Source organism: Paraburkholderia gardini, assembly GCF_907164575.1.
Classification (GTDB): Bacteria; Pseudomonadota; Gammaproteobacteria; order Burkholderiales; family Burkholderiaceae; genus Paraburkholderia; species Paraburkholderia gardini.
This window is the reverse complement of the sequence record NZ_CAJQYY010000013.1, coordinates 21,878-45,184: the sequence shown is the minus strand read 5'-3', so window position 1 is coordinate 45,184 and position 23,307 is coordinate 21,878. Positions and strand designations below refer to the sequence as shown.

Below are 23,307 nucleotides of genomic sequence, written 5' to 3'. Positions count from 1 at the left end.
CCCATGACGCGGCAGGTATTACTCGTAGTCCGCCACCGGCACGCACGAGCAGAACAGGTTGCGGTCGCCATAGACGTTGTCCGCGCGGCCAACCGGCGGCCAGTACTTCTGCGCGATCAGCGACTTGAGCGGATACGCGGCTGTCTCACGTGCATACGCATGCTTCCAGTCGTCGGTGACGACGACCTGCGCGGTATGCGGCGCGTGCTTCAACGGATTGTCCTCGCGATCGGCGCGGCCTTCCTCGACGGCGCGGATTTCGTCGCGGATCGCGATCATCGCTTCGATGAAGCGATCGAGTTCTTCCTTCGACTCCGATTCCGTCGGCTCGACCATCAGCGTGCCCGGGACCGGGAAACTCATTGTCGGCGCGTGGAAACCGTAGTCCATCAGACGCTTGGCGACGTCGTCGACGCTGATGCCGCTCGAATCCTTGATCGGTCGCAAATCCAGAATGCATTCATGCGCGACGAGTCCGCCCGGGCCCGAATACAGCACCGGGTAGTGCGGCGCGAGCCGGTTCGCGACGTAGTTCGCGTTGAGGATCGCGACTTCGCTGGCGGCGGTGAGGTTCTTCGCGCCCATCATCGCGATGTACATCCACGAGATTGGCAGGATCGAAGCGGAGCCATACGGTGCGGCCGACACAGCGCCGATACCGCTCGCGTCGCGCTCATAGCCCGACGACGTCTGGTTCGGCAGGAATTTCGCCAGATGCGCGCCGACCGCGACCGGGCCGACGCCCGGTCCGCCGCCGCCGTGCGGAATGCAGAACGTCTTGTGCAGGTTCAGGTGCGAGACGTCGCCGCCGAACTGGCCCGGCGCCGTGAGACCGACCATCGCGTTCATGTTCGCGCCGTCCACATACACCTGGCCGCCGTGCGCGTGCACGATCTCGCAGATTTCGCGCACATTGGCTTCGAACACGCCGTGCGTCGACGGATACGTGATCATGATCGCGGCGAGCTTGTCGGCGTGCTGCGCGGCTTTTTTCTTCAGGTCTTCGATATCGACGTTGCCCTGCGCATCGCACGCGACGACGACGACCTGCATGCCGGCCATCTGCGCCGAGGCCGGGTTCGTGCCGTGCGCCGAAGCCGGAATCAGACAGACGTTGCGATGGCCTTCGCCGCGCGACGCGTGGTACGCGTGGATGATCAGCAAGCCCGCATATTCGCCCTGCGAGCCTGCGTTCGGTTGCAGCGAAACGGCCGCGTAGCCGGTCGCCGCGACCAGCATCTGTTCGAGCTGATCGATCATTTCGCGGTAGCCGACGGTTTGCTCGGCCGGCGCGAACGGATGGATCTGGCCGAATTCCGGCCACGTGACCGGCAGCATTTCCGACGTCGCGTTCAGCTTCATCGTGCACGAGCCGAGCGGGATCATCGAGCGGTCGAGCGCGAGGTCCTTGTCCGACAGGCTGCGCAGATAGCGCAGCATTTCCGTCTCCGAATGGTGACGGTTGAACACGTGATGCGTGAGGTATGCGCTCGTGCGTTCCAGCGATGCCGGGAACGAATCCGCCGCACCCAGTGCCGCGTCCAGCGCGTCGACCTGCGGCACGTCGTTCACGAACGCCGCCTGCGCGAACGCTGCCAGCAGATCGACGAGATCGCCGCGTTTCGTGGTTTCGTCGACCGAAACGCCGACGCGTGTTTCGCTCACGCGGCGCAGGTTGATGCCCTTCGCCGTCGCTGCGTCGTGCAGCGCCTGCGTGCGCGCGCCGGTTTCGAACGTGAGCGTGTCGAAGAACGTGTCGTTGACGGGCGTGTAGCCGAGCTGCTTCGCGCCTTCGGCGAGCAGCGCGGCGATGCGGTTCACGCGCAGCGCGATCGTCTTCAGACCCTGCGGGCCGTGATAGACCGCGTACATGCTCGCCATGATCGCGAGCAGGGCCTGCGCGGTACACACGTTCGACGTGGCCTTCTCGCGGCGGATATGCTGCTCGCGGGTTTGCAGCGCGAGACGCAGCGCCGGATTGCCCTGCGCATCGACGGTCACGCCGACGAGGCGCCCCGGCATCTGGCGCTTGAACTCGTCGCGCACGGCGAGATACGCCGCGTGCGGGCCGCCGAAGCCGACCGGCACGCCAAAGCGCTGCGTGTTGCCGACGGCCACGTCCGCGCCCCATTCGCCCGGCGGCGTCAGGACGGTCAGCGCGAGCAGGTCGGCGGCGACCACCACATGGCCGCCCGCCGCGTGGATGGCGTCGGCCAGCGCGCGGTAATCGCGCACGTCGCCGTTCACGCCCGGGTATTGCAGCAGCACGCCGAACGCGTTGGCGCCGGCGGCATCGGCCGCCGGGCCCACCTTCACTTCGATGCCGACCGGCTTCGCGCGGGTCTGCACGACTTCGATGGTTTGCGGCAGGACGTCGTCGGCGATGTAGAACACGTTCGACTTCGGCTGGCCGACGCGTTGCAGCAGCGTCATCGCTTCGGCGGCGGCGGTGGCTTCGTCGAGCAGCGATGCGTTGGAGATCGACAGGCCGGTCAGGTCGATCACCATCTGCTGGAAGTTCAGTAGGGCTTCGAGACGCCCCTGCGAAATCTCCGGCTGATACGGCGTGTACGCCGTGTACCACGCCGGATTTTCCAGCACGTTACGCAGGATGACCGCCGGCGTATGGGCGTTGTAGTAGCCCTGACCGATGTAGGAGCGGAACACCTGGTTCTTGTCCGCGAGTTCGCGCAGCGCGGCGAGCGCTTCGGCTTCGCTCTTCGGCTGGGCGAAGGGGCCGAGCGGCAGCGTTTCGCCGCGGCGGATCGTCTTCGGAATCACGGCGTCCATCAGCGCGGCGCGCGACGCGAAGCCGAGGGCTTCGAGCATCGCCTGCTGATCGGCGGAATCCGGGCCGATGTGCCGTTCGGCGAAGGCGTCATGCACTTCGAGCGCGGCGAGCGAGAGAGGGGTGCGGTTCATCAGACGATCCGGGTGTTCGAGCTTCATGAGGTGTTCCTGGCAGTGCGGCGCGCCGGCTTGATGTGCCAGGCGCCGCACCTGACGTGTTGAAAAATTACTCGCCGATGGACTTCGAATACGCGTCGGCGTCGATCAGACGGTCGGTCGCGGCGCCGGCGGCGGGTTTGACCTTGAAGAGCCAGCTGTCATACGGCGCGCTGTTGACGGAATCCGGCGTGTCGGCGAGCGCCGTGTTCGATTCGACGATCTCGCCCGAAACCGGCGCGTAGATGTCCGAAGCCGCCTTCACGGATTCGATCACCGCGACGGCGTCGCCGGCCGTCACCGTGCGGCCGGCTTCCGGCAGTTCGAGAAAAACGATATCGCCGAGCGCTTCCTGCGCGTGATCGGTGATGCCGACCGTCAGCGTGCCGTCGGCTTCGGTGCGGACCCATTCGTGCGATTCGGTGTATTTCAGATCGGCCGGGATGCTCATCGGATGCTCCTGTTGCGTTATTTGCTGGCTGGATTGGGCTTGAAGAATGGACGCGCGCGTGGCTCAGGCGGCGAGCACCTTGCCATTGCGCACGAACGGCAGTTTTACCACGCTTGCGGGCAGCGCTTTGTCGCGAATCCGCACATGGACGACGTCGCCCGGCTGCACGCCCTTCGGCACGCGCGCAAAGGCGATCGATTCCTGCATCGTCGGCGAAAACGTGCCGCTTGTGATTTCGCCGTCGCCGTGGGGCGTGACCACCGTCTGGTGCGCGCGCAGCACGCCGCCCGCCTTGCCGTTTTCCTTCTGCAGGATCAGGCCGACGAACGCCGAGCGCGAGCCGTGCGCCTCCAGTTTCGCGCGCCCGACAAAGTCGCGCGCATTCACGAGATCGACCGTCCATGCGAGGCCGGCGTCGAGCGGCGAGACGCCGTCGTCCATATCCTGGCCGTACAGGTTCATGCCCGCCTCGAGGCGCAGCGTGTCGCGCGCGCCCAGACCGCAGGGGCGCACGCCCTGTGCCTGCAACGCTTTCCACAGCGCGTCGACGTGCGTGGCCGGGACGATGATTTCGAAGCCGTCTTCGCCCGTATAGCCGGTGCGCGCGACGGTCAGTTCGCCAAACGGCGTATCCGCGACGCGCGCGGCGTTGAACGGTTTCAGCGCTTCAGTGGCGGGGCGGGCGGCTGGCACGGTTTGCCAGACCTTTTCGCGTGCGTTCGGGCCCTGTACGGCGACGATCGCGTAGTCGCGGCGCGGCGCGATTTTCAGGCCGGCGCCGCGTTCCGCGTTCAGCCGGTTGAACCAGGCGATGTCCTTGTCGGCGGTGCCGGCGTTCACGACGACGCGGAAATGATCCTCGCTGAAGTAGTACACGATCAGGTCGTCGATCACGCCGCCTTCGGGATTCAGCAGGCACGAGTAAAGCGCGCGACCGGGCGTTTGCAGTTTGGCGACGTTGTTCGCCAGTGCGAATTCGAAGAAGGGGCGAACCTTGTCGCCGGTGAAATCGACGACGCACATGTGCGAGACGTCGAACATGCCGGCATCGGTGCGCACGGCGTGGTGTTCGTCAATCTGCGAGCCGTAGTTGACGGGCATGTCCCAGCCGCCAAAGTCGACCATGCGGGCGTTGAGCGCGCGATGCGTCGCGTGGAGCGGGGTGTGTTTGAGTTCGGTCATGGGGCCTCGGGCGTCTCGCGAATCAGGAAAGGCCATGCATCCGGTCGCTCGCGGCCGTGTGCCTGCGATCGACCGGATGCATGACCCCTCTGTCCTCGATACCTGAGAGATTGCGCTACCGGATCAGTGAATCTGTCACGGTGAACGCGCGCCCCTTCGGTGGGCAGCCTGCCGGTCGCGCGATGGAATCGCAACGATGGCTACTGCCGCTCTCCAGAGTGCGAAAAACGTCCGTTTGCGACGATCAGAGATTGATCTGACGAAACGGGTTCTTCGACGCAGTCGGTCCTTTTGCCTGAGAGTTTGCGGGTGTGCCCCTTCGGCGGCGCGGCCTGCGATGTCCAGCGGCCAGCACGCTCTCCCGACGCGTGCGGCGAATGTACGCGAGCCCCTCTACCTTGTCAAATTGAGACGGCGCGGCCCGCGCCGACGCTGCGTGAGCCGGGTTTGCGCACCAGAAATCCTGGCTGTGGCCGGCGTCGCCCGATGACAGGCCGGCCGGCTGGTTTCTGGCGATTTGCTCTCTTTCGACGCTGTCAGGCGGTGCGCGCGCCGATGCGCTGGAACGGCAGGCGACGGCCTTCGCGCGCGCTCTGGTTCGCCAGTTCGATGATGGTCATGACGTCGACCGCTTCTTCGGGACAGATCGGGAACGCCTGGCCGTCGTGGATCGTGGCTGCAAGCGACCGGTAGAAGTTCGCGTATTCGCCGTCGCGTGTCGGCAGTGGGCGCTCTACTTCAAGCTCGCCATCCAGTTCGCGCAGAACGCCAGGTTCATTGCCGCCGCCGAATTCGACGTCGCCCGGATGCAGACCGGCTTTCAGCTGGTCTTCCTGCGTATCGAGGCCGAACTTCACGTAGCTGCCGCGCGTGCCGTGAATCGCGAAGCGCGGCGGCGCGATGGCCGCGAGCGCCGTGGCGTGCAGCACGATTTCCTTGTCCGGATAGCCGAATTGCAGGTGGACATAATCCGGCGCCGTGCCTTCGTCGCGATGAATGCCGACCGTGGCCATGATTGTCGACGGCACGCCGAACAGCACCAGCGCCTGGTCGATCAGATGCGGCCCGAGATCGAACAGCAGGCCGCCGCCGCGCGCCGCTTCCTCACGCCAGCGTGGCTTGACGAGCGGCCGGAAGCGGTCGAAGTGCGATTCGAAATGCGTGATGCGGCCCAGCTCGCCGCTCGCGACCAGATCGCGCACCGTCAAGAAATCGCCGTCCCAGCGGCGGTTGTGAAAGGGTGCGAACACGAGCTTCTTCTGGCGGGCGAGGTCGGCGAGCGTGCGGGCGTCGGCGGCGGAGAGCGTGACCGGCTTGTCGACGACCACGTGTTTGCCTGCTTCGAGCACGCGCTTCGCGAGATCGAAGTGGGTGTCGTTCGGCGTCGCGATGACGACGCACTCGATATCGGGGAGCGCGAGCAGCGCGTCGAGGTCCGGCACGACCGACGCGTCCGGATAGTCGGCGAGTGCTTTGGCGGGCTGGCTCGTCGCGATCGCCGCGACGCTTGCGCGGCCGCAGTTGTCGATCACGGGCGCATGGAACGTGGCGCCGGCAAAACCGTAGCCCATCAACCCTGTTTTCAGTGACGAAGACATGCGAATTTCCTGCAGGAGCGGCGCGCGGCGGGGGCGGCGCGCAACGCTGTAATTGTGACACGGCGGCCGGTGTTAGCGTTCTCCCGCATGGCGTCAGCGGGGCTTTCATCCGTGTTAACATCGCGGGTCTCGTGCTGGCGGCCCGAGCCGGGAAAGCGTGGCCTGGCAAGCGCTCACACGCATCCGGTACTCCGCCAGGCCGCGTGCCTCCGGGCGGGTCTTCATCCACTCGCTCTCAACCGCACTACCTTCCAGTCAACGATGTCCGCAGGCCTGAACTCCGCCCAGAACGAAGCGGTGCGCTATCTCGATGGTCCATGTCTCGTGCTCGCCGGCGCGGGCAGCGGCAAGACGCGCGTGATCACCCAGAAAATCGCGCACCTGATCGAGGCCAAGGGGTTCGAGCCGCGCCATATCGCCGCCCTCACGTTCACCAACAAGGCCGCCGCGGAAATGCGCGAGCGCATCGGCAAGCTGCTCGAGGGCAAAACGCTGACCACGCCCGGCAAGGAAGGCCGCAAGGTGCCCGTCAACCAGCTGACCGTGTGTACGTTCCACTCGCTCGGCGTGCAGATTCTGCGTCAGGAGGCCGAACACGTCGGCCTGAAGCCGCAGTTTTCGATCATGGATTCCGACGACTGTTTCGGCATGGTCCAGGAGCAGGTCGGCTCGACGGACAAGGGTTTGATCCGCAAGATCCAGTCGATCATTTCGCTGTGGAAAAACGGTCTGATCATGCCCGAAGAGGCGATGACGCTCGCCTCGAACGAAGACGAGCATCAGGCCGCGATCGTCTATCGCAATTACGTCGCGACGCTGCACGCGTATCAGGCCGTCGATTTCGACGACCTGATCCGTTTGCCCGCCGAACTCTTCGCGCGGAACGAGCAGGTGCGCGACCGCTGGCAGAACAAGCTGCGCTATCTGCTGATCGACGAGTATCAGGACACCAACGCGTGCCAGTACGAGCTGCTGAAGCAGCTGGCCGGCCCGCGCGCCGCGTTCACCGCGGTGGGCGACGACGATCAGGCGATCTACGGCTGGCGCGGCGCGACGCTGGAGAATCTCGCGCAGCTCGGCAAGGATTTCCCGAAGCTGCATGTAGTCAAGCTCGAGCAGAATTACCGGTCGACGGTGCGCATCCTGACCGCCGCGAACAACGTGATCGCGAACAATCCGAAGCTCTTCGAGAAGACGCTGTGGTCCGAGCACGGCATGGGCGACACGATTAGTGTCACGCCGTGCAACGACGAAGAGCACGAGGCCGAGTCGGTCGTGTTCCGGCTGTCCGCGCACAAGTTCGAGCGGCGCGCGCAGTTTCGCGACTACGCGATCCTGTATCGCGGCAACTTCCAGGCGCGCATCTTCGAGCAGGTGCTACGGCGCGAGCGGATTCCGTACGTGCTGTCGGGCGGCCAGTCGTTTTTCGACAAGGCCGAGATCAAGGACATCTGCGCCTATCTGCGCCTCATCGCCAACGCCGACGACGATCCCGCGTTCATCCGCGCGATCACCACGCCGCGGCGCGGCGTCGGCAATACGACGTTGGAGGCGCTCGGCTCGTTCGCCGGACAGGCGAAGGTGTCGCTGTTCGAGGCCGTGTATATGGGCGGCATCGAGGCGCGGCTGTCGGCGCGTCAGGTCGAGCCGCTGCGGACATTCTGCGATTTCATGCAGCGTTTGACGGACCGCGCCGATACCGACGCCGCGACGACCGTCCTCGACGACCTGATGGACGCGATCCATTACGAAGCGTATCTGTACGACGCGTTCGACGAGCGCCAGGCGCAGTCGAAATGGCAGAACGTGCTGGAGTTTCTGGAGTGGTTGAAGCGTAAGGGCACGAAGCCCGAGCCCGAAGCGGGCAGCGAGGCGACCGGTTTCGATAACGCCGACGGCCTCGCCGACACCGGCAAGAACCTGCTGGGCCTGATCCAGACGGTGGCGCTGATGTCGATGCTCGAAGGCAAGGAAGAAGACCCGGACGCCGTGCGTCTCTCGACGGTACATGCATCGAAAGGGCTCGAATATCCGCATGTGTTTCTGGTGGGCGTCGAGGAGGGCATCATGCCGCACCGTGGCGGCTCCGACGACGGTCCCGTCGACGAAGGCCGTATCGAGGAAGAGCGCCGGTTGATGTATGTCGCGATCACGCGCGCACAGCGCAGCCTGCATCTGAACTGGTGCAAGAAGCGCAAGCGCGCGCGGGAAACGGTGGTGTGCGAGCCGTCGCGATTCATCCCCGAGATGGCGCTCGACGAAGGCCCGCCGCCCACGCCCGAAGAAGCGCCGATGTCGCCGAAAGACCGGCTCGCCAGTCTCAAGGCGTTGTTGCAGAAGCCCTGAGGTTCGTTTTTTGCGCGGTTCAGGGGTTTTGCAGCGGACAAAACGGACGAAACGGGCGAAAAAAAAATCCCTGCGACGCGCGATGCGGTCGCAGGGATTTTTGTTTTGCCCGCCGGGTCGGACTGAAACCCGCGTTACTTCGCCGCGCTGACCATGTAGTCGACGGCGGCTTTCACGTCGGCGTCGGACGCGTTCGAGCCACCCTTCGGCGGCATCGCGCCCTTGCCGTGGAGCGCGTAGTTGTAGACCGTCTCCATCGAATCCTTCAGACGCGGCGCCCACGCTTCCTTGTCGCCGTACTTCGGCGCGTTGAGCACGCCAGTCGCGTGGCAGGCCTGACACACCTGCGTGTAGAGCGTTTTGCCGGCCTGCGAGGCGTCCGCGCTCTGCGCCGCGCCAGAAGCGGGCGCTGCTTGCGGGACGTTCGCCATGGCAGCCATTGCTGCTGCGGCCTGCGCTGCGCCAGCATCTGAGGCACCTGTCGTCGCTGCACCCGAAGCGGCTGCAGCACCCGATGCGCCTGCGGCAGCGCCGACAGCCGGCACGGGTGGGTCGGCGAAATTGGCGCCTGCGTTGTTCGCCATGTAGGCGACGGCGCGGCCGATTTCGTAATCGCTGTAGTCGTCCGGGCTCGTGCCGCCGCGCGCGGGCATCGCGCCCTTGCCGGTCAGCGCCGTGTGCCACAACGTATCGAAGCCTTGCGCGATGCGCGGCGCCCAGTCGGCGGTATTGGTGAATTTCGGTGCGCCCGCGGTGCCCGCGGCGTGACAGGCAAAGCAGACGGCCTTGTAGACTTCCTCGCCGGTTTTGTAGACGCGCGGCGCGTTGGCGTCGCGGATGTCGACCTGGGCTAGCGGGGTGATCCGCTGGTCGACCGCGGCGTCGGTGAGCCCGTCGGTGCCGGCGCCGGTGCGCGTGCCGTTATCGACGTAGTAGGCCAGCAGAACGATGATGACGATTGGGATTGCAAATCCGGCGATGATCGCAGCGAGTAGCTGTGCGGGTGTCTTGATCGGATTTCCGTGGGGTGCTTCGCTCATGCTTGTCTCGTCTCCGGGGATATTGTGAGCGGTACAGCGTGACGGCAACGACCTGTTCTTTTATTACGAGGACGATTATAGACGCAACGTTTCGACGGCGGCGAGCCGGCAGGACGCTCTTCAGTAGGCGTTTACGCGAATCTTTCGTATCGCGCCGGGATGTCGCGGTGACATGTCGAAGGCCGCCGGACGGGCTTCAGCGGGCGGGGCGGTGGACGGGTCACCCGAAACCCGGTATGCTCTCGGTCTCGCTTTGGCGCCGCTTCCGTTGATTTTGCGGCGTTTTTCGTGAAATGCGCCCGTAGCTCAATGGATAGAGTACTGCCCTCCGAAGGCAGGGGTTGCTGGTTCGATCCCAGCCGGGCGCACCATATCTGATAAGCCTTCCAGCGATTTTTCCTTCTGTGGCGTTCACCAATTAGTGTCGTTTACGGCACGGGCTGGCTGTTTTTTCCACAAATATCAGCCTGCGGATGGACGATTTCGCGATCACCGCCTCCAACGCCGCTCCCTGCCATAGCACGCCTGGCGACGTCACTTCCTGACTGAAATTGCGTCCACGCGGGCAAAGAGTCACGAGCGGGGCGGCTTTTGGACGAAGACGGTGCCCGGCAGACCGTTGAAATGCGCGTCACACGTGAGCAGATCCGCACCCTGCTGCCGGGCTGTCGCATAGACGATCGCATCGGCTGTCGCCAGTTTGTATTCGCGATGCAGTTCAGCTGCCAGCAATGCGATGGCCGTGTCCAACGGAACGACCATACATTTCTGTGTGTAGGCAATGACCTGATCGGCTTGTTCTTCACCGACCTCGCGCACCAGCCATTTCGACAATTCGAGCTGCACGATCGTCGGCACGATGCAGCGAGACTTGTCCGGAAATTCCTTGCTCAGCTTCTTGCCTGGCGCACTGCCGATCAACCACTCGATCCAGGCCGAGGTATCAATCACGCGCATTGATGTTGCCATTAGTAACGGTCCTTGCGGTCGCGATAGTTGTCTTTGCTGGCACCCTTCGCGATGCCGACCAACTGTTCCAGTTCGGGTACGGGCATGACTAGCACGCCTTTGCCCTTTGGAATGAACACGAACTCTTGCCCGGCCTCCCAGTGCTGTTCTTCACGAACCGCTTTGGGAATGGAGATCTGAAATTTGCTGGATAGCGTGGCAGTGGCGGTCATTGTCTTGCCTCATATTGATCGATATGAATTCGGTAAGAATACGCCTGTTTCCGTGACATGCCAAGATGGTGTGAACGGCAGGTTACGTCGCTGCATAGCCCACTGATCAACAATCCTTACAAGGATTTCGGCAACTTCTCCTCTCTTACCCGGCTTCTCGTTGTAACCAGATCGCAGCCAGCTTCGGCGATGCAGCTGCAGTTAGTGGCGCCAGGTGATCCGCGACCAGGTTCGTATACCGCTGCACCTCTTCATCGTTCGCATTCTCCAGACTCCTTCACCAACTGCAACAGTGTCGAAGAACTCGCCGATCTATCCGCAAATCCGGTAGGCGCGGCGCAAGCACAGCAAGCCTCAACACCCGCAGTGCGCACCGGACGCCGCGCCACACAAGAGCAGTGCTTTCCCTGGCGTCGTGACATGAACGATTCGCTTGACATGCTCAATTTGGCTTCTTAGAGTCGCTCCCACTGAGGCGTCATGTTGAATGACGTCTCCACGGCAACGTTGCCGTGCGACATATGGATGGCTATGCAGCCCCCGAATTTGCGTTTTTGAACGCCGATTCGGGGGCTTTTTGTTTTCAGGAGATCAAAACGATGTTGCAGTACGACCCCGCAGAACAGAGCCCCGGCGGCTTCGTCGTCGCCTGCGTGCAAATGGAGCCGCGCGTCGGCGCAGCGCGCGATAACGTTGCCCGCGCCATCGCGCGGATCGAGACGGCGGCGAGCAACGGCGCATCGCTGATCGTGCTGCCGGAGCTCGCCAACAGCGGTTATGTGTTCGCGGACCGCGACGAAGCCTTCGCGCTCGCCGACTCATTGCCCGACGGTGAAACGGCGCAGGCATTCGACGCGCTCGCGCGCCGTCTGAACATCCATATCGTGACCGGTATCGCCGAACGCGCAGGCGAGCGCCTCTATAACTCGGCGCTCTTTACCGGACCGAACGGCCACATCGGCGTCTATCGCAAGCTGCATCTGTGGGACAACGAAAAGCGCTTCTTCGAGCCCGGCGATCTCGGTGTTCCCGTGTTCGACACGCCGCTCGGACGCATCGCCGTTGCGATCTGCTACGACGCGTGGTTCCCCGAAACCTTCCGCCTCGCGGCGATGCAAGGTGCCGACCTTGTCTGCGTGCCGACCAACTGGGTGCCGATGCCGGCGCAGCCTGACGACCGTCCGGGCATGGCGACGACGCTGACGATGGCGGCCGCGCACAGCAATGGCATCGCGATTGCCTGTGCGGACCGCGTCGGCATCGAGCGCGGCCAGCCGTTCATCGGGCAGAGCCTGATCGTCGGCGGCGACGGCTGGCCGCTCGCGGGCCCGGCAAGCACCGATCGCGAAGAGATCCTGTACGGCGTGATCGATATTCACCGCACGCGCTCGGGGCGCACGCTGAATTCGCACAATCATGTGCTGCGTGACCGGCGCGCGGATGTGTACGACCCGATGCTCGGCACCGGCTGGCCGACGTCGCGATCGTGAAGCGGCGCGTGCCATTCCTGCCGGCTGCGTTGTTCCATTTATTCCATGAACTCACCACAACTGCGAGGAAGCATCATGAGGCCATTCAATAAAACAATCGCCGCTGTCACCGTCGCGGCGGCCGCCGCCAGCTTCGGTGCCTGCATGGCCGCGTCGGCGGCCGAGCCGATCCGGATCGGCGTCGCAGTCGGTCTGTCGGGCGCGAACAGCGTCGTCGCGCCGGCGGTGGTTCAGTCGTCGCAACTCGCTGTCGCCGAGATCAACGCGGCGGGAGGCATCCTCGGCCGTCAGGTCGAACTCGAAATCGCCGACGACGCATCGGGCGCGGTCGGCGCGCAGAAGGCGTACGACACCCTCGTATTCCAGAAGAACGTCGACGCGATCATCTCGATGGAAACCAGCGCCGCGCGCAACGCCGCGCTGCCGATCATCGCGCGCGGCAAGAAGCCGTTCATCTACACGTCGTTCTATGAAGGCCGCTCGTGCAGCCCGTGGATGCACGTGAACGGCTGGGTGCCCGAGCAGGTCGTCGCGCCAATCGTCGACTACTTCGACAAAAGCAAGGGTGCGAAGACGTTCTACCTCGTCGGCAACGACTATGCATTTGGCCGCGGCATGCTCGACTTCACGAAGAAGTACATCGAGCAGCACGGCGGCAAGGTGACCGGCGAAGCGTATCTGCCGATCGACGGCACCGACTGGACGCCGGTACTCTCGAAGATTCGCGCTGCGAAGCCCGATGCGCTGATCAGCGCGACCGCCGGTGGTGCGCCGAACGTCGCGCTCGTGAAGCAGCTGAAGAGCAGCGGCCTCACGCTGCCGTACGGCAACCTCGCGATCGACGAAGGCACGGCGAAAGGCATGGGCGACGTCGCGACCGGCGTCTTCATGACGGCCTCGTACCTCACCAGCATCGATTCGCCGGAGAACAAAAAATTCATCGCCTCGCTCGACCGGAAATTCGGCAAGGACGTGAAGACGCCTAACGAATTGTCCGAGCCGCAATACGAAGCGTTCTTCCTGTACAAGGCGGCCGTCGAGAAAGCGGGTTCGACCGATCCGGCGAAGGTCGTCAAGGCGCTCGACGAGGTGTCGTTCGACGGCCCGCGCGGCCCCGTCAGGATGAACAGAAGCCGCCACGCGCCGCTCGCGATGCGTCTCGGGCAGATTCAGGAAGACGGCTCGGTGAAGGTGCTGCAGACGTTCCCGGACGTCGACCCCGGCATGCAGTGCCCGAACATCAAGTAGTCGTCGCCGGCAACACCGCTGTGCCCGCCCGCCGGTGACGGCAGGCGGGCGGCAGAGGGCAGGCGAGCATGGAGAAGACATGATATTGACACTGGATATTTTCACAACGGCAGCCGTGCTGTTCATCGTGACCGCCGGCCTGATGGTGATTTTCGGCGTGATGAAAATCGTCAATTTCGCGCACGGCGCATTGTTGACGATCGGCGCCTACGCGAGCTTCGTCGTCACGCAGCTCAACCTCAATCCGTGGTTCAGCGTGCCGCTTGCGATCGTGGTCGGCACGGTGGTCGGCATGCTCGTCGAGCAGGTCATCGTCAAGCCGCTCTACAAGCGGCCACTCGACGCGATTCTCGCGACCTGGGGCCTCGGTATCGTAATCGGACAGATCATCACAATGGCGTTCGGCCGCGAAGTGCAGTTCGTGCAGACGTCGGTCAAGGGCGCAGTGTCGATAGCGGGCACCGAATATTCCGCGTACCGTCTGCTGCTGGTGCCGATCGCGCTCGGACTGTGCGCAGCGATGACGCTGCTGTTGTCGGGCACGCGCTTCGGCGTGAAGACGCGCGCCGTGATCATGAATGAAGACCTCGCGCGCGGTCTCGGCATCCATTCGGGCCGCATCCGTTTCATCACGTTCAGCCTCGGCGCCGCGCTCGGTTCGCTCGCCGGCACGCTGATCACGCCGCTTTCGAGCGTCGATCCGGACATGGGCGTCGCGTGGATCATCAGCGCATTCATGCTGGTGATGGTCTCCGGCTACTCGATGGTTAGCCTGCTGCTCACGTGCGTCGTGTTCGGCGCGTGCCAGGTGCTCGTCAGCACGTTCGTGAGCCCGGTGCTCGGTGGCCTGACGATCGCGGTGCTCGCGGCGCTGACGCTGCGGATTCGTCCAGAGGGGTTCGCTCGTGGCTAAAGTCAACATGTCGCTCGATCATCAAGACGCCGATTCAGCCGGGATGGCCGTGCGTGCGCGCGAGCAGCGCAGGCACCAGTGGCGCGATTTCGCGACGGTGGTCGGACTCGCGGTCGTGTTGCTCGCGGCCGGGCCGTTCGTGTTCGGCGCGTATCTGCTGAACATCCTGATCCAGGCGTTTTTCTTTTCGATCGTCGTCGTCACGGTCGACATCCTGTGGGGCTACACCGGCTATCTGACGTTCGGCCAGTCCGCGTTCTTCGGTCTCGGCGCCTATGCGGCCGGGCTGGTGTTTACGCACGGCGGCTTTTCGGCCGCGAGCGTCGCGCTTGCAGTCGGCGTGGCGATCGTCGCGACCGTGGCGGTCGCCGGGCTCGTCGGCTGGCTGTCGTTCTATCGCGGCGCGTCGCCGTTTTTTGCGACCGTGATGTCGCTCGTGCTGCCGCTCGTGCTGAGCCAGCTGCTGCTGTCGGGCGGCGTATGGACCGGATCGAGCTCGGGGCTGACCGGCTTCGACACTTTCGATCTGCCGCTGAACGCGTGGTACTGGATCGCGGGGGCGGCGTTGCTGATCGTCGCGACGCTCGCGTGGCTGTTCGTGCGCAGCGACGGCGGCCGTCTGCTCGCCGCGATTCGGGATAACGAAGCGCGTTGCTCGTATCTCGGCATCAACACGTCGCTGATCAAGATCGTGTTGCTGATCGTGACCGCGGTGATCGCGGGCCTTGCCGGCTTCGGCTATGGATCGTTCAGCGGCGTGGTCGCGCCCGAACTGTCGGGCTTCGTGCTCGGCACGCAACTGATCGTCTGGGTCGCGCTCGGCGGCCGTGGCACGTTGTGGGGGCCCGTGATCGGCTCGCTGCTCATCAATGTCGCCAGCGCGTATCTGAGCAGCAGCATGCCGTTCGCGTGGCAACTGATTCTCGGCGCGGCGTTCGTCGTCGTGATCGTGCTGTTGCCGCAGGGCCTGGTGCCGCTGCTGATCAGGCCGTTCAGGCGTTTCACGACGGGCGCGGCTGCCGCACCCGTGCTGATCGAACGTGCGGTGCGTGCGTCACACGAACTCGCCGCTGGCGAGCCCGCGCTGCAAATGAGCGGGGTCGCGCGGCACTTCGGCAGCCTGAAGGTGCTCCAGGGCATCGACCTGAACGCGAACGGCGGCGAACTCGTCGGGCTGATCGGGCCGAACGGCGCGGGCAAGACGACGCTGATGCGCTGCATGAGCGACGGCGCCGAGCGTTCGGCCGGGACCGTCGCGTTGTGTGGCAGCGACATCGGCGAATTTCCGCCCGACCGGTGCGTGCGGCTCGGTCTTGGCCGCAAGTTTCAGAACGCGAACGTGTTCGAAACGCTGACGGTGGCCGAATGCCTGCGCATCGCCGGCACAATCGTCGAGCGGCCGTCGTTTTTCCGGCGCGCGACCACGCTCTCGTTGCCGCCGTACGCGCTGGAGGTGGTGCGCACGACGCATCTGGACGGCAAGCTCGGCGCGGTGACGAAGGACCTGTCGCACGGCGAGCAGCAGGCGCTCGAACTCGCGATGGTGCTCGCGCTCGAGCCGCGCATCGTGCTGCTCGACGAGCCGACCGCGGGCCTGACGAAGGTCGAGCGCACGCAGATCGGCAACGTGCTCGCCGCGCTCGCGCATAAGTATGGCTTGTGCTGCCTGCTGGTCGAGCACGATCTCGATTTCGTCGCCGAGGTCGCGACGCGCATCGTCGTGCTGCATCAAGGGCGCATCGTCATGCAAGGCAATTTCGATGAGGTCGTCAATTCGGAGCTGGTGAAGACGATCTATGCGGGTAGCGCGCACGGCGACGCGGCCGCGGCGCAGCGGGAGGCAACATGAGCGAAATCGCACTGGACGTGCGCGACGTGACGAGCGGCTACAAGGATTCGATCGTGTTGCGCAAGCTGTCGATAACCATCGCGGCTGGCGAAGCCGTCGCGCTGCTCGGCAAGAACGGCATGGGCAAGACGACCTTGCTCAAGACCATCATGGGTTATCTGCCGAAAAAGAGCGGCGCGATCCATGCGCGGGGGCAGGACATCACGCGCCTCGCGCCGCACCGGATTGCGCGCGCCGGTATCGCGTACGCGCCGCAGGAGCACGCGCTGTTCCACGATCTGAGCATTCGCGACAACCTGCGGCTCGGGCTCGAGAAGGCGTCGACGTTCGACGAGCGCTTCGCCGGAATTGAACTCGTCTTTCCGGTGTTCAAGAGCCGTTTGCGTCAGTATGCAGGCACGCTGTCCGGCGGCGAGCAGAAAATGCTGCTGGTCGCGCGTGCGCTGATGATGCGGCCGTCGATGATCCTGCTCGATGAAATCACCGAGGGCTTGCAGCCATCGGTGATCGACCGGCTCGCCGACGCGCTGCTGTGGGAGCGGCAGCGCCACGGCACGACGCTGCTGCTGATCGAGCAGAACGTATCGTTCGCGCTGAAGGTTGCCGACCGCTATGCGGTGCTCAAGCAAGGCGGGATCATCGACGAGGGCGACGCGAAGCAGGCAGCGGCTGCCACGTCGATCTTCTCGCATTTGCGCGTTTAGGCCAGGATCTTCGCAAAAGCAGACGCATGAAAAACGAACTCAATTTTTACCGACCGCGCGCAGCGCTCGATCTGCTCGCGCGCATCGAGCGCGATGCACGCGAGCGAGGCCGCGCGATGCGCGAATCCCTCGATCGCATCGACGAGGCCGAGCCGCAGGTGCGCGCGATGACGGCGCTCGCGCAGCGTGACGCGGCGCTGTCCGCAGCCGACGCGGCGAGGGGGCCGCTGGCCGGCCTCGCCGTCGCGGTCAAGGATATTTTCGACACGAGCGAATTCATCACCTCCTATGGTTCGCCGATCTACGCGCAACACCGCCCGGGCGCCGATGCGGCGATCGTCACGATGCTGCGGCGTCTCGGCGGCGTCGTGATCGGCAAGACCGTGACGAGCGAATTCGCTTACATGGCGTCGACGGTCACGCGCAACCCGTGCGATCTCGGGCGCACCCCGGGTGGCTCGTCATCGGGCTCGGCCGCCGCCGTCGCCGCAGGCTTTGCGCCGTTTGCGATCGGCACGCAGACGGGGGGCTCGACGATTCGCCCGGCGTCCTTTTGCGGGATCGCCGGCTATAAGCCGACCTTCGGTATGTTGCCGACGGCGGGCATGAAATGCTTCTCGTGGTCTATCGATACGGTGGGCCTCTTTGCTGCGACGGTGCGCGACGCCGCATATTTCGGCGCGGCGTTGTCGGGCCGCGAACTGGCGGTGTCCGATGCGTATGCACTCGAAGCCCCGGTGTTCGGCGTACCGGAGGATTATCCGTGGACGGCGCCGACAGACAATGCGAATGCGGTCCTCGATACGGCGTTTCGCGCGATCGAGCGGGCGGGCGGCCGGATTCGCCGCATGCGTTTCGCGCCATGGATGACACAGATGATCGCGGCGCACGATACGATCCAGAGCTACGAAGCGTACCGGACGCTCGGTTTCGAGTACGATCGACATCGAGCCGCCCTGACGCCGATGCTCGCAGCCTTTCTCGAGCGCGCGGGGACCATCGATACGGCGCGCTACGTCGATGCATTGACCGCGCTGCAGCACGCACGTGAGCGGCTGCCCGGGTGGTTCGACGGCATCACCGCGCTGCTCACGCCGGGCGCGCCGGACGAAGCGCCCGACGGCCTCGATTCGACTGGCGACCCCGCTTTCAACCGCAACTGGACTCTGCTCGGTTCACCTTGCGTGAGCGTGCCGGGGCTGTGCGGTGCGCGCGGCGCTCCGCTCGGCGTACAGGTGATCGGCCGGCACGGGGACGATGCGCGCTGCCTCGCCGCGGCTGCATTCGTCGAGCGCGCGATCGCTGCGTAGCGGACCACCGAAATCAAAGGAGATATAGCGCCATGCAGTCGAATTCACGCCAGTCGGCGAGACAGTCGGGTGCGGAAGCCGGATGGCGAGTTGGCGTGCTGTACTCGCGCACTGGCGTGACGGCCGCGACCGGGTCCGAACATTTCTACGGCACGGTGCTCGCGATCGAGGAAATCAATGCGGCGGGCGGCGTCGACGGACGCCTGCTCGATCCGGTCGCCTACGACGCGCGCAGCGATCCGGACGAGTATCACCGGCTCGCGTCGCGCATGCTGCAGGACGACGACGTGACGGTGATCTTTGGCTGCTCCACGTCGTCGAGCCGCAAGGCGGTGCTGCCCGTGATCGAGCGCTACAACGCATTGCTCTGGTATTGCTCGATCTACGAAGGCTTCGAGTATTCGCCGAACGTGATCTATACCGGCGCGGTGCCGAATCAGAACAGCATGCAGCTCGCCGCATATCTGCTGCGTAACCACGGCCAGCGTTTCTTTCTGGTCGGCGCGGATTACATCTATCCGCGCGAGTCGAACCGCATCATGCGCGACATGGTCGAGCAACACGGGGGCGAAATCGTCGATGAAGTTTATTTGCCGAGCGATGCGGAGCCAGACGCGCTCGACGAAGTCGTGCGGCAAATCAATGCCGCGCAGCCCGACGTCGTGTTCTCGACGCTGATCGGGCGCGGCGCACGCAAGTTCTATCAGCTGTATCGCGAGCGCGGCATCGATCCCGCGCGCATTCCGATCGCGAGCCTGACGATGACCGAGGGCGAGACGCATATGATCGGCCCCGAGCTGTGCGGTAGCCATATCGTCTCGGCGAGCTATCTGAACACGCTGAATCTCGATGGCAACAAGCGCTTCCTGAAATCATGGCGCGCGCGTTTCGGCGATCAGCCCGCGAGCATGTGGTCGGAGATGGCGTACAACCAGGTCCATCTGTTCGCGCTCGCGTTGGCGCGAACCAAAAACCTCGACACCGCGAAGCTCGTCGAATCGATCCATGAAGTCGAGTTCGATTCGCCCGAAGGCGTGCTGCGCATCGATCCCGAAAACAATCACGCGATCCTCACGCCGCGCATCGCGGTCTGCCGGCCGGACGGCGCGTTCGACATCGTATGGGAAGGACGCAGCCCGATCAAACCCGATCCTTACCTCATCTCGTACGGACTCGCGGAATTCTGGCTCGACGGAGAACAGGCATGAGCACGTGGGCGCACCGGTTCTTCGATGATCTGCGCACGCTGCGCGTGCTGGTGATTCATCCGCCTGGGGACGACCGCAACGTGCTCGTCGAGCAGCTGCGCCGGATCGGTTGTCCGGTCAGCGTGCTGTGGCCGTTTCCGTCGCAATTGCCGGCTGACGCCGATGCGGTATTTTTTCTGGTCGGCCCGGAAACGCGCAGCGCGGGGAACTGGTGCGCGGCCGATACGCAGGCGACGCTGATCGCGCTGTCGAATTACGAAAACCCGACCGCGCTCAAGATGCTCGTCGATACCCAGGCGCATGGCGTGATCACGAAACCGTATCGTTCGACCGGCATCCTCAGCACACTGGTGCTCGCGCGCGCTTCGTCGGGCTACCAGCAAAGGCTGCAAAGCAAGATCGGCAAGCTGGAAGAAGCGATCAAGGCGCGCCGCCATATCGAGCGCGCGATGCGCATTCTGATCGACACGCATCGGCTAAGCGAGAGCGAAGCTTATGAACATATCCGTTCGCGTGCGACCAAACTGCGCGCGACTGTGGGTGAGGTTGCGATGATGGTGATCGATGCGCAGGAGGCTTTGGAGAAGCTTGGTCTCGACAAGCCTTCTTGATTGTGATGGGAGCGGTGTCGCGATGTGCGTTGCGGTGCGTGGGGGTATCGCGGCCTGGTCGCGAGTTTGTTTCGTCATTCCATAATCCGAAGTCTGCGTCATCCCAACCTGCGTAGATTGGGGATGCCTGGCTGCGCGGGCATGCCACCTTTGCCGGTTGTCTGTCCCCGGAAGAGCTGAGCCGGTCCTAACTTCGCCGCACACACGAACAACTTCCGAGGGCGGCATTTGCCCTGGCCAATGACCTATCTCTCTCGCAATCGTAATACACACGAATCCATTGGCTACAACCGGGTAGCCACCACGCCGACTTCGAGGCAGCGTTATCGAAAAACGCAACGTTGCCAGGATGTGCAAACGGTATAGGCGCGCCGCCGCACGTCACTGGCAACTGACTGGTTTCAGGCAGGACCGGGGCAGACAGAACCCTGATATGTCATGGTGATCGTGTAATGTCGATTCCATTGAAGGGGCGGTGTGCCCGGAACGCTCCACTCCGCGTACTCGCCATTCATGGTCGTTGGTTGCATAATTTGAACGGTACCGAATGTCGCTATCTGCATCGAAACTCCGGCCGAGAGACTGCCGTACCATTGCACTTCGTTGCCGTTTTGGAACCAGTTACCATTCCACGGCCCCTGGGTCGTCGAATACCAGGTATTGTCGGCATTCAGGCAGACCATCTGCGTGCTGAAATGCCCACCACCGGGCTGGAAATAAGAGTCGAGTTGCCAATAGCCTGCGGTGACAGGATCAGCGTGGGCGATTCCGGCGAAACCCGAACATATGGCCGCGACCGTGGCTAGTTTCTTTAATGCGTTGTTCAAGATGAATATCCTCGGGCAAATTTGTTTTTGATCTCAATGTCCGATGACACGACGGCGGGACAGTCGCCGGCGAGCATCTGATAGATGTTGAGGCGTTCGGCGTCTCGGAGATACGAGGGAAAAGGGGGGGGATTACCCGCCTTCTATTCAAATCGAGCGTATTCGTTCGTGTTAGAAAGCGCAGAAGCTGCTTTGAAATCGACTCAACTGCAGATTCGAGAAGTCAAACGCAGACGGTGTGAACGTCGTGTGTGATGGGAGACTGGCGACGAGCGAGCCGTTGCGCTGGTGGCGTCCGGCTATTCAACTATGCCTGCAGCGTGAATTGTCCGGCTCAGCCTGCCCGCCAACGGTATAAAGCGAATTGCCGTCTGTCTTCAGAAGAGGGAATAGCCCCGAAACCCCCGCCTGTTTGCCTGATTGAACTGTAGCAGTCGGCGCTAAGCTCTTTTGCGCCGACTGGTCCCGGCTTGCGGCCGTCTGTCCACGCCAACTGCGCGTGGGATACCGACGCTGCCCGCATCGTGAGCTTCGTGGACACATCAACAACAGTAAGGATTCGTTTCAATGGCTACCGTCAGCATTCTGATCCCAGCGTACAAGGCGCAGTTTCTGGACAGGGCGCTCATCAGCGCGCAGCAGCAGACGTTCGCGGACATCGAGATTCTCGTCGGCGACGATACCCCTGATGCGGCGCTCGAACCATTTGTCAGGCGTTTCGCCGATCCGCGTATCCAGTATTTTCATCACGGCTTTCAGAAGGGCACGCGCAACTCGCAGGCGCTGCTGCAAAAGGCGTCCGGCAAGTACATCAAATGGCTGTATGACGACGATGTCCTGATGCCGACCTCCGTCGAAGTGCTCGTTGAAGCGTTGCGCGCGCATCCCGAAGCGCCGATGGCGTTCCACGGTCGCGTGATTATTGATGAAAACGATGCGGTGACCCACGTTCCGCCGCCGTTGCTGAAGGAAGGCGAACGAGGTCTCATCGATCGTGCGTTTCTCGTGAGCGAAATGGTTGGCAAGCTGAACAATTTCATCGGTGAGCCGAGCAACATTATGTTCGACCGGGAGCGCGCCGATGTGTCGAGCGTCTTCGACTATCGTTCGGTGAAGCTGGATTTCCTGGGCGACGTGGCGATCTATCTCAATCTGTCGCAGCATGGCCCGCTCGTCGCCGTGGGCGGTTACTGGAGTGCCTTTCGCCGGCACAGCGGGCAAAGCTCCGCGTCGTCGAGCCCCAACTTCAGCGCTGGACTTTACGAGTGGGAACTAATGGTTCGCGGTGAAGCCGCCGCGGGCTCGCTCGACGCTGAATCGCTTGCCTTGGCGCAGCAATTGCTCAAGCAGACGTATTCGAACTGGGCGTCGCTGCCCGAGTTGTCGCGACTGCATGCGAATCTGGACGAACTGACGGCGTCACCGGCGGAGGGTTTGTTCACGTCGCCGCGCTTCCGGGCGGATCTGGAAAGCGCCCGCACTTTGGTCGCCTCACGCGTCGCCGCGCGTCGCTCGCGACCGGCACCGGCGCAGCGGTTTTGCGTCGTATGCGATCAGACCGTGACGGAGTGGAAGCCGCATCCTCTCGCCGGCCAGGATCGGGACTTCATGCAGCAGGTGGAATCGGTCGGCTCAACGCTCGAAAAGCATTTGTGTCCGAACTGCTATTGCAATGATCGCGATCGCCATCTGTGGCTGTACGCCGCTTACTCGGGCATTTTCGAGAATGCGACGGAGAAGCGCATTCTGCACATCGCTCCTGAAGCGACGCTTGAGCCACGCATTCGTGCGTTGAATCCGCTGGAATATATCGGCGGCGACCTTTTTCCGCGTTCTGCCGAGCACCGAAAAATCGACGTCGAAGCGCTTGAGTTCCCGGACGGCTATTTCGATCTGATCATCTGTAACCACGTGCTTGAGCATGTCGACGACCCGTCGGCGGCGCTCGCCGAGTTCAATCGGTGCCTGAAACCAGAAGGCCATCTGATCGCCCAGACTCCCTATTCGCCGGTCCTGAAACACACGTTCGAGTTGAACCGGCCGGTCCAGCCGGCGTTCGCCACGCGCTATTTCGGTCAGAGCGACCACGTGCGTCTGTTCGGGGCCGACATCGTCGATTATTTCCGCGCTGCGGGGCTCCATGGCGACCTGTATCCGCACAAGGCCGTTCTTGGTGAGATCGATCCAGACTATGTCGGCTGCAATGGCCGCGAGCCGTTCTTCCTGTTTTCCAAGGGGCAAGTGCCTGTATTCGCAGGCTGAGGCCGCGGTTCGGCGGCATGTGTTCGGTTGAATTGGCGGGAATTCGGCCGTCTGTTTGACCGATCGCGGTTCCGGGGCGAGTGACACACTTCATATAGTCGACCGCGCGTTCGTCGCCGCCATAAGGTGAGCGGCCCTGTC

At 63.6% G+C, this 23,307-nt stretch carries 18 protein-coding genes, 1 tRNA gene and 2 riboswitches; of the genes, 11 read left to right on the top strand and 8 right to left on the bottom strand.

Going from position 1 to position 23,307, the window contains the following annotated elements:
* Positions 1 to 18: 18 nt before the first annotated feature.
* The 4 genes from gcvP to LPA34_RS12705 all read right to left on the bottom strand — a co-directional run bounded on the left by gcvP (position 19) and on the right by LPA34_RS12705 (position 6,177).
* A complete protein-coding gene (gene gcvP / locus LPA34_RS12720) occupies positions 19 to 2,949 on the bottom strand; it encodes an aminomethyl-transferring glycine dehydrogenase (RefSeq protein WP_228978571.1) in 2,931 nt (976 codons plus the stop codon).
* Between the two features lie 67 nt (positions 2,950 to 3,016).
* Entirely contained in the window at positions 3,017 to 3,397 is a 381-nt protein-coding gene (gcvH, locus tag LPA34_RS12715; protein WP_228978570.1) for a glycine cleavage system protein GcvH, read from the bottom strand.
* Between the two features lie 63 nt (positions 3,398 to 3,460).
* The gene (gcvT, locus tag LPA34_RS12710; RefSeq protein ID WP_228978569.1) at positions 3,461 to 4,579 is read right to left on the bottom strand and encodes a glycine cleavage system aminomethyltransferase GcvT; all 1,119 of its coding nucleotides are present in this window, start codon (positions 4,577 to 4,579) and stop codon (positions 3,461 to 3,463) included.
* Between the two features lie 79 nt (positions 4,580 to 4,658).
* Positions 4,659 to 4,806: riboswitch (glycine riboswitch) on the bottom strand.
* A gap of 46 nt (positions 4,807 to 4,852) precedes the next feature.
* Positions 4,853 to 4,953, bottom strand: a riboswitch (glycine riboswitch).
* Between the two features lie 162 nt (positions 4,954 to 5,115).
* Complete coding sequence (locus LPA34_RS12705) at positions 5,116 to 6,177, bottom strand: oxidoreductase (protein WP_228978568.1); 1,062 nt, start codon at positions 6,175 to 6,177, stop codon at positions 5,116 to 5,118.
* Positions 6,178 to 6,438: 261 nt separating this feature from the next.
* Here LPA34_RS12705 and LPA34_RS12700 point away from each other — a divergent pair, with 261 nt between their 5' ends.
* Positions 6,439 to 8,523: a UvrD-helicase domain-containing protein gene (locus LPA34_RS12700; protein WP_228978567.1), complete on the top strand. Its 2,085-nt coding sequence runs from the start codon at positions 6,439 to 6,441 to the stop codon at positions 8,521 to 8,523.
* Between the two features lie 134 nt (positions 8,524 to 8,657).
* Here the strand turns inward: LPA34_RS12700 and LPA34_RS12695 are convergent, their stop codons facing one another.
* Positions 8,658 to 9,563, bottom strand: a complete 906-nt coding sequence (locus tag LPA34_RS12695; protein ID WP_228978564.1) for a c-type cytochrome — start codon at positions 9,561 to 9,563, stop codon at positions 8,658 to 8,660.
* Between the two features lie 295 nt (positions 9,564 to 9,858).
* On the opposite strand from LPA34_RS12695, the gene LPA34_RS12690 reads away from it, so the two are divergent.
* Positions 9,859 to 9,934: transfer RNA gene (locus LPA34_RS12690), tRNA-Arg, on the top strand.
* A gap of 202 nt (positions 9,935 to 10,136) precedes the next feature.
* Here LPA34_RS12690 and LPA34_RS12685 read toward each other — a convergent pair.
* The gene (locus LPA34_RS12685; RefSeq protein ID WP_228978563.1) at positions 10,137 to 10,532 is read right to left on the bottom strand and encodes a type II toxin-antitoxin system VapC family toxin; all 396 of its coding nucleotides are present in this window, start codon (positions 10,530 to 10,532) and stop codon (positions 10,137 to 10,139) included.
* A complete protein-coding gene (locus LPA34_RS12680) occupies positions 10,532 to 10,744 on the bottom strand; it encodes an AbrB/MazE/SpoVT family DNA-binding domain-containing protein (protein WP_228978561.1) in 213 nt (70 codons plus the stop codon). Before LPA34_RS12680 ends, LPA34_RS12685 begins: the two co-directional genes overlap by 1 nt.
* A 599-nt stretch (positions 10,745 to 11,343) precedes the next feature.
* Between LPA34_RS12680 and LPA34_RS12675 the strand changes: the two genes are divergently transcribed.
* The 8 genes from LPA34_RS12675 to LPA34_RS12640 all read left to right on the top strand — a co-directional run bounded on the left by LPA34_RS12675 (position 11,344) and on the right by LPA34_RS12640 (position 20,077).
* Positions 11,344 to 12,234 carry a nitrilase family protein gene (locus LPA34_RS12675; RefSeq protein ID WP_228978559.1) on the top strand — a complete coding sequence of 297 codons (891 nt, stop codon included), beginning with the start codon at positions 11,344 to 11,346 and terminating at the stop codon, positions 12,232 to 12,234.
* A gap of 75 nt (positions 12,235 to 12,309) precedes the next feature.
* Complete coding sequence (locus tag LPA34_RS12670) at positions 12,310 to 13,482, top strand: substrate-binding protein (RefSeq protein WP_411178970.1); 1,173 nt, start codon at positions 12,310 to 12,312, stop codon at positions 13,480 to 13,482.
* Positions 13,483 to 13,561: 79 nt separating this feature from the next.
* Positions 13,562 to 14,395: a branched-chain amino acid ABC transporter permease gene (locus LPA34_RS12665; protein ID WP_228978556.1), complete on the top strand. Its 834-nt coding sequence runs from the start codon at positions 13,562 to 13,564 to the stop codon at positions 14,393 to 14,395.
* Positions 14,388 to 16,244, top strand: a complete 1,857-nt coding sequence (locus LPA34_RS12660; protein ID WP_411178968.1) for an ABC transporter permease subunit — start codon at positions 14,388 to 14,390, stop codon at positions 16,242 to 16,244. Before LPA34_RS12665 ends, LPA34_RS12660 begins: the two co-directional genes overlap by 8 nt.
* Entirely contained in the window at positions 16,241 to 16,948 is a 708-nt protein-coding gene (locus LPA34_RS12655) for a branched-chain amino acid ABC transporter ATP-binding protein (protein ID WP_228978554.1), read from the top strand. Before LPA34_RS12660 ends, LPA34_RS12655 begins: the two co-directional genes overlap by 4 nt.
* 26 nt (positions 16,949 to 16,974) lie before the next feature.
* A complete protein-coding gene (locus LPA34_RS12650) occupies positions 16,975 to 18,258 on the top strand; it encodes an amidase (protein ID WP_228978553.1) in 1,284 nt (427 codons plus the stop codon).
* A 32-nt stretch (positions 18,259 to 18,290) separates the two neighbouring features.
* A complete protein-coding gene (locus tag LPA34_RS12645) occupies positions 18,291 to 19,466 on the top strand; it encodes a transporter substrate-binding domain-containing protein (RefSeq protein WP_228978551.1) in 1,176 nt (391 codons plus the stop codon).
* Positions 19,463 to 20,077 carry an ANTAR domain-containing response regulator gene (locus LPA34_RS12640; protein WP_228978549.1) on the top strand — a complete coding sequence of 205 codons (615 nt, stop codon included), beginning with the start codon at positions 19,463 to 19,465 and terminating at the stop codon, positions 20,075 to 20,077. The genes LPA34_RS12645 and LPA34_RS12640 overlap by 4 nt, the downstream gene beginning before the upstream one ends.
* A gap of 401 nt (positions 20,078 to 20,478) precedes the next feature.
* Here LPA34_RS12640 and LPA34_RS12635 read toward each other — a convergent pair whose 3' ends face one another.
* Entirely contained in the window at positions 20,479 to 20,904 is a 426-nt protein-coding gene (locus LPA34_RS12635; protein WP_228978547.1) for a hypothetical protein, read from the bottom strand.
* A gap of 567 nt (positions 20,905 to 21,471) precedes the next feature.
* On the opposite strand from LPA34_RS12635, the gene LPA34_RS12630 reads away from it, so the two are divergent.
* Entirely contained in the window at positions 21,472 to 23,166 is a 1,695-nt protein-coding gene (locus tag LPA34_RS12630) for a methyltransferase domain-containing protein (protein WP_228978545.1), read from the top strand.
* Positions 23,167 to 23,307 lie beyond the last annotated feature (141 nt).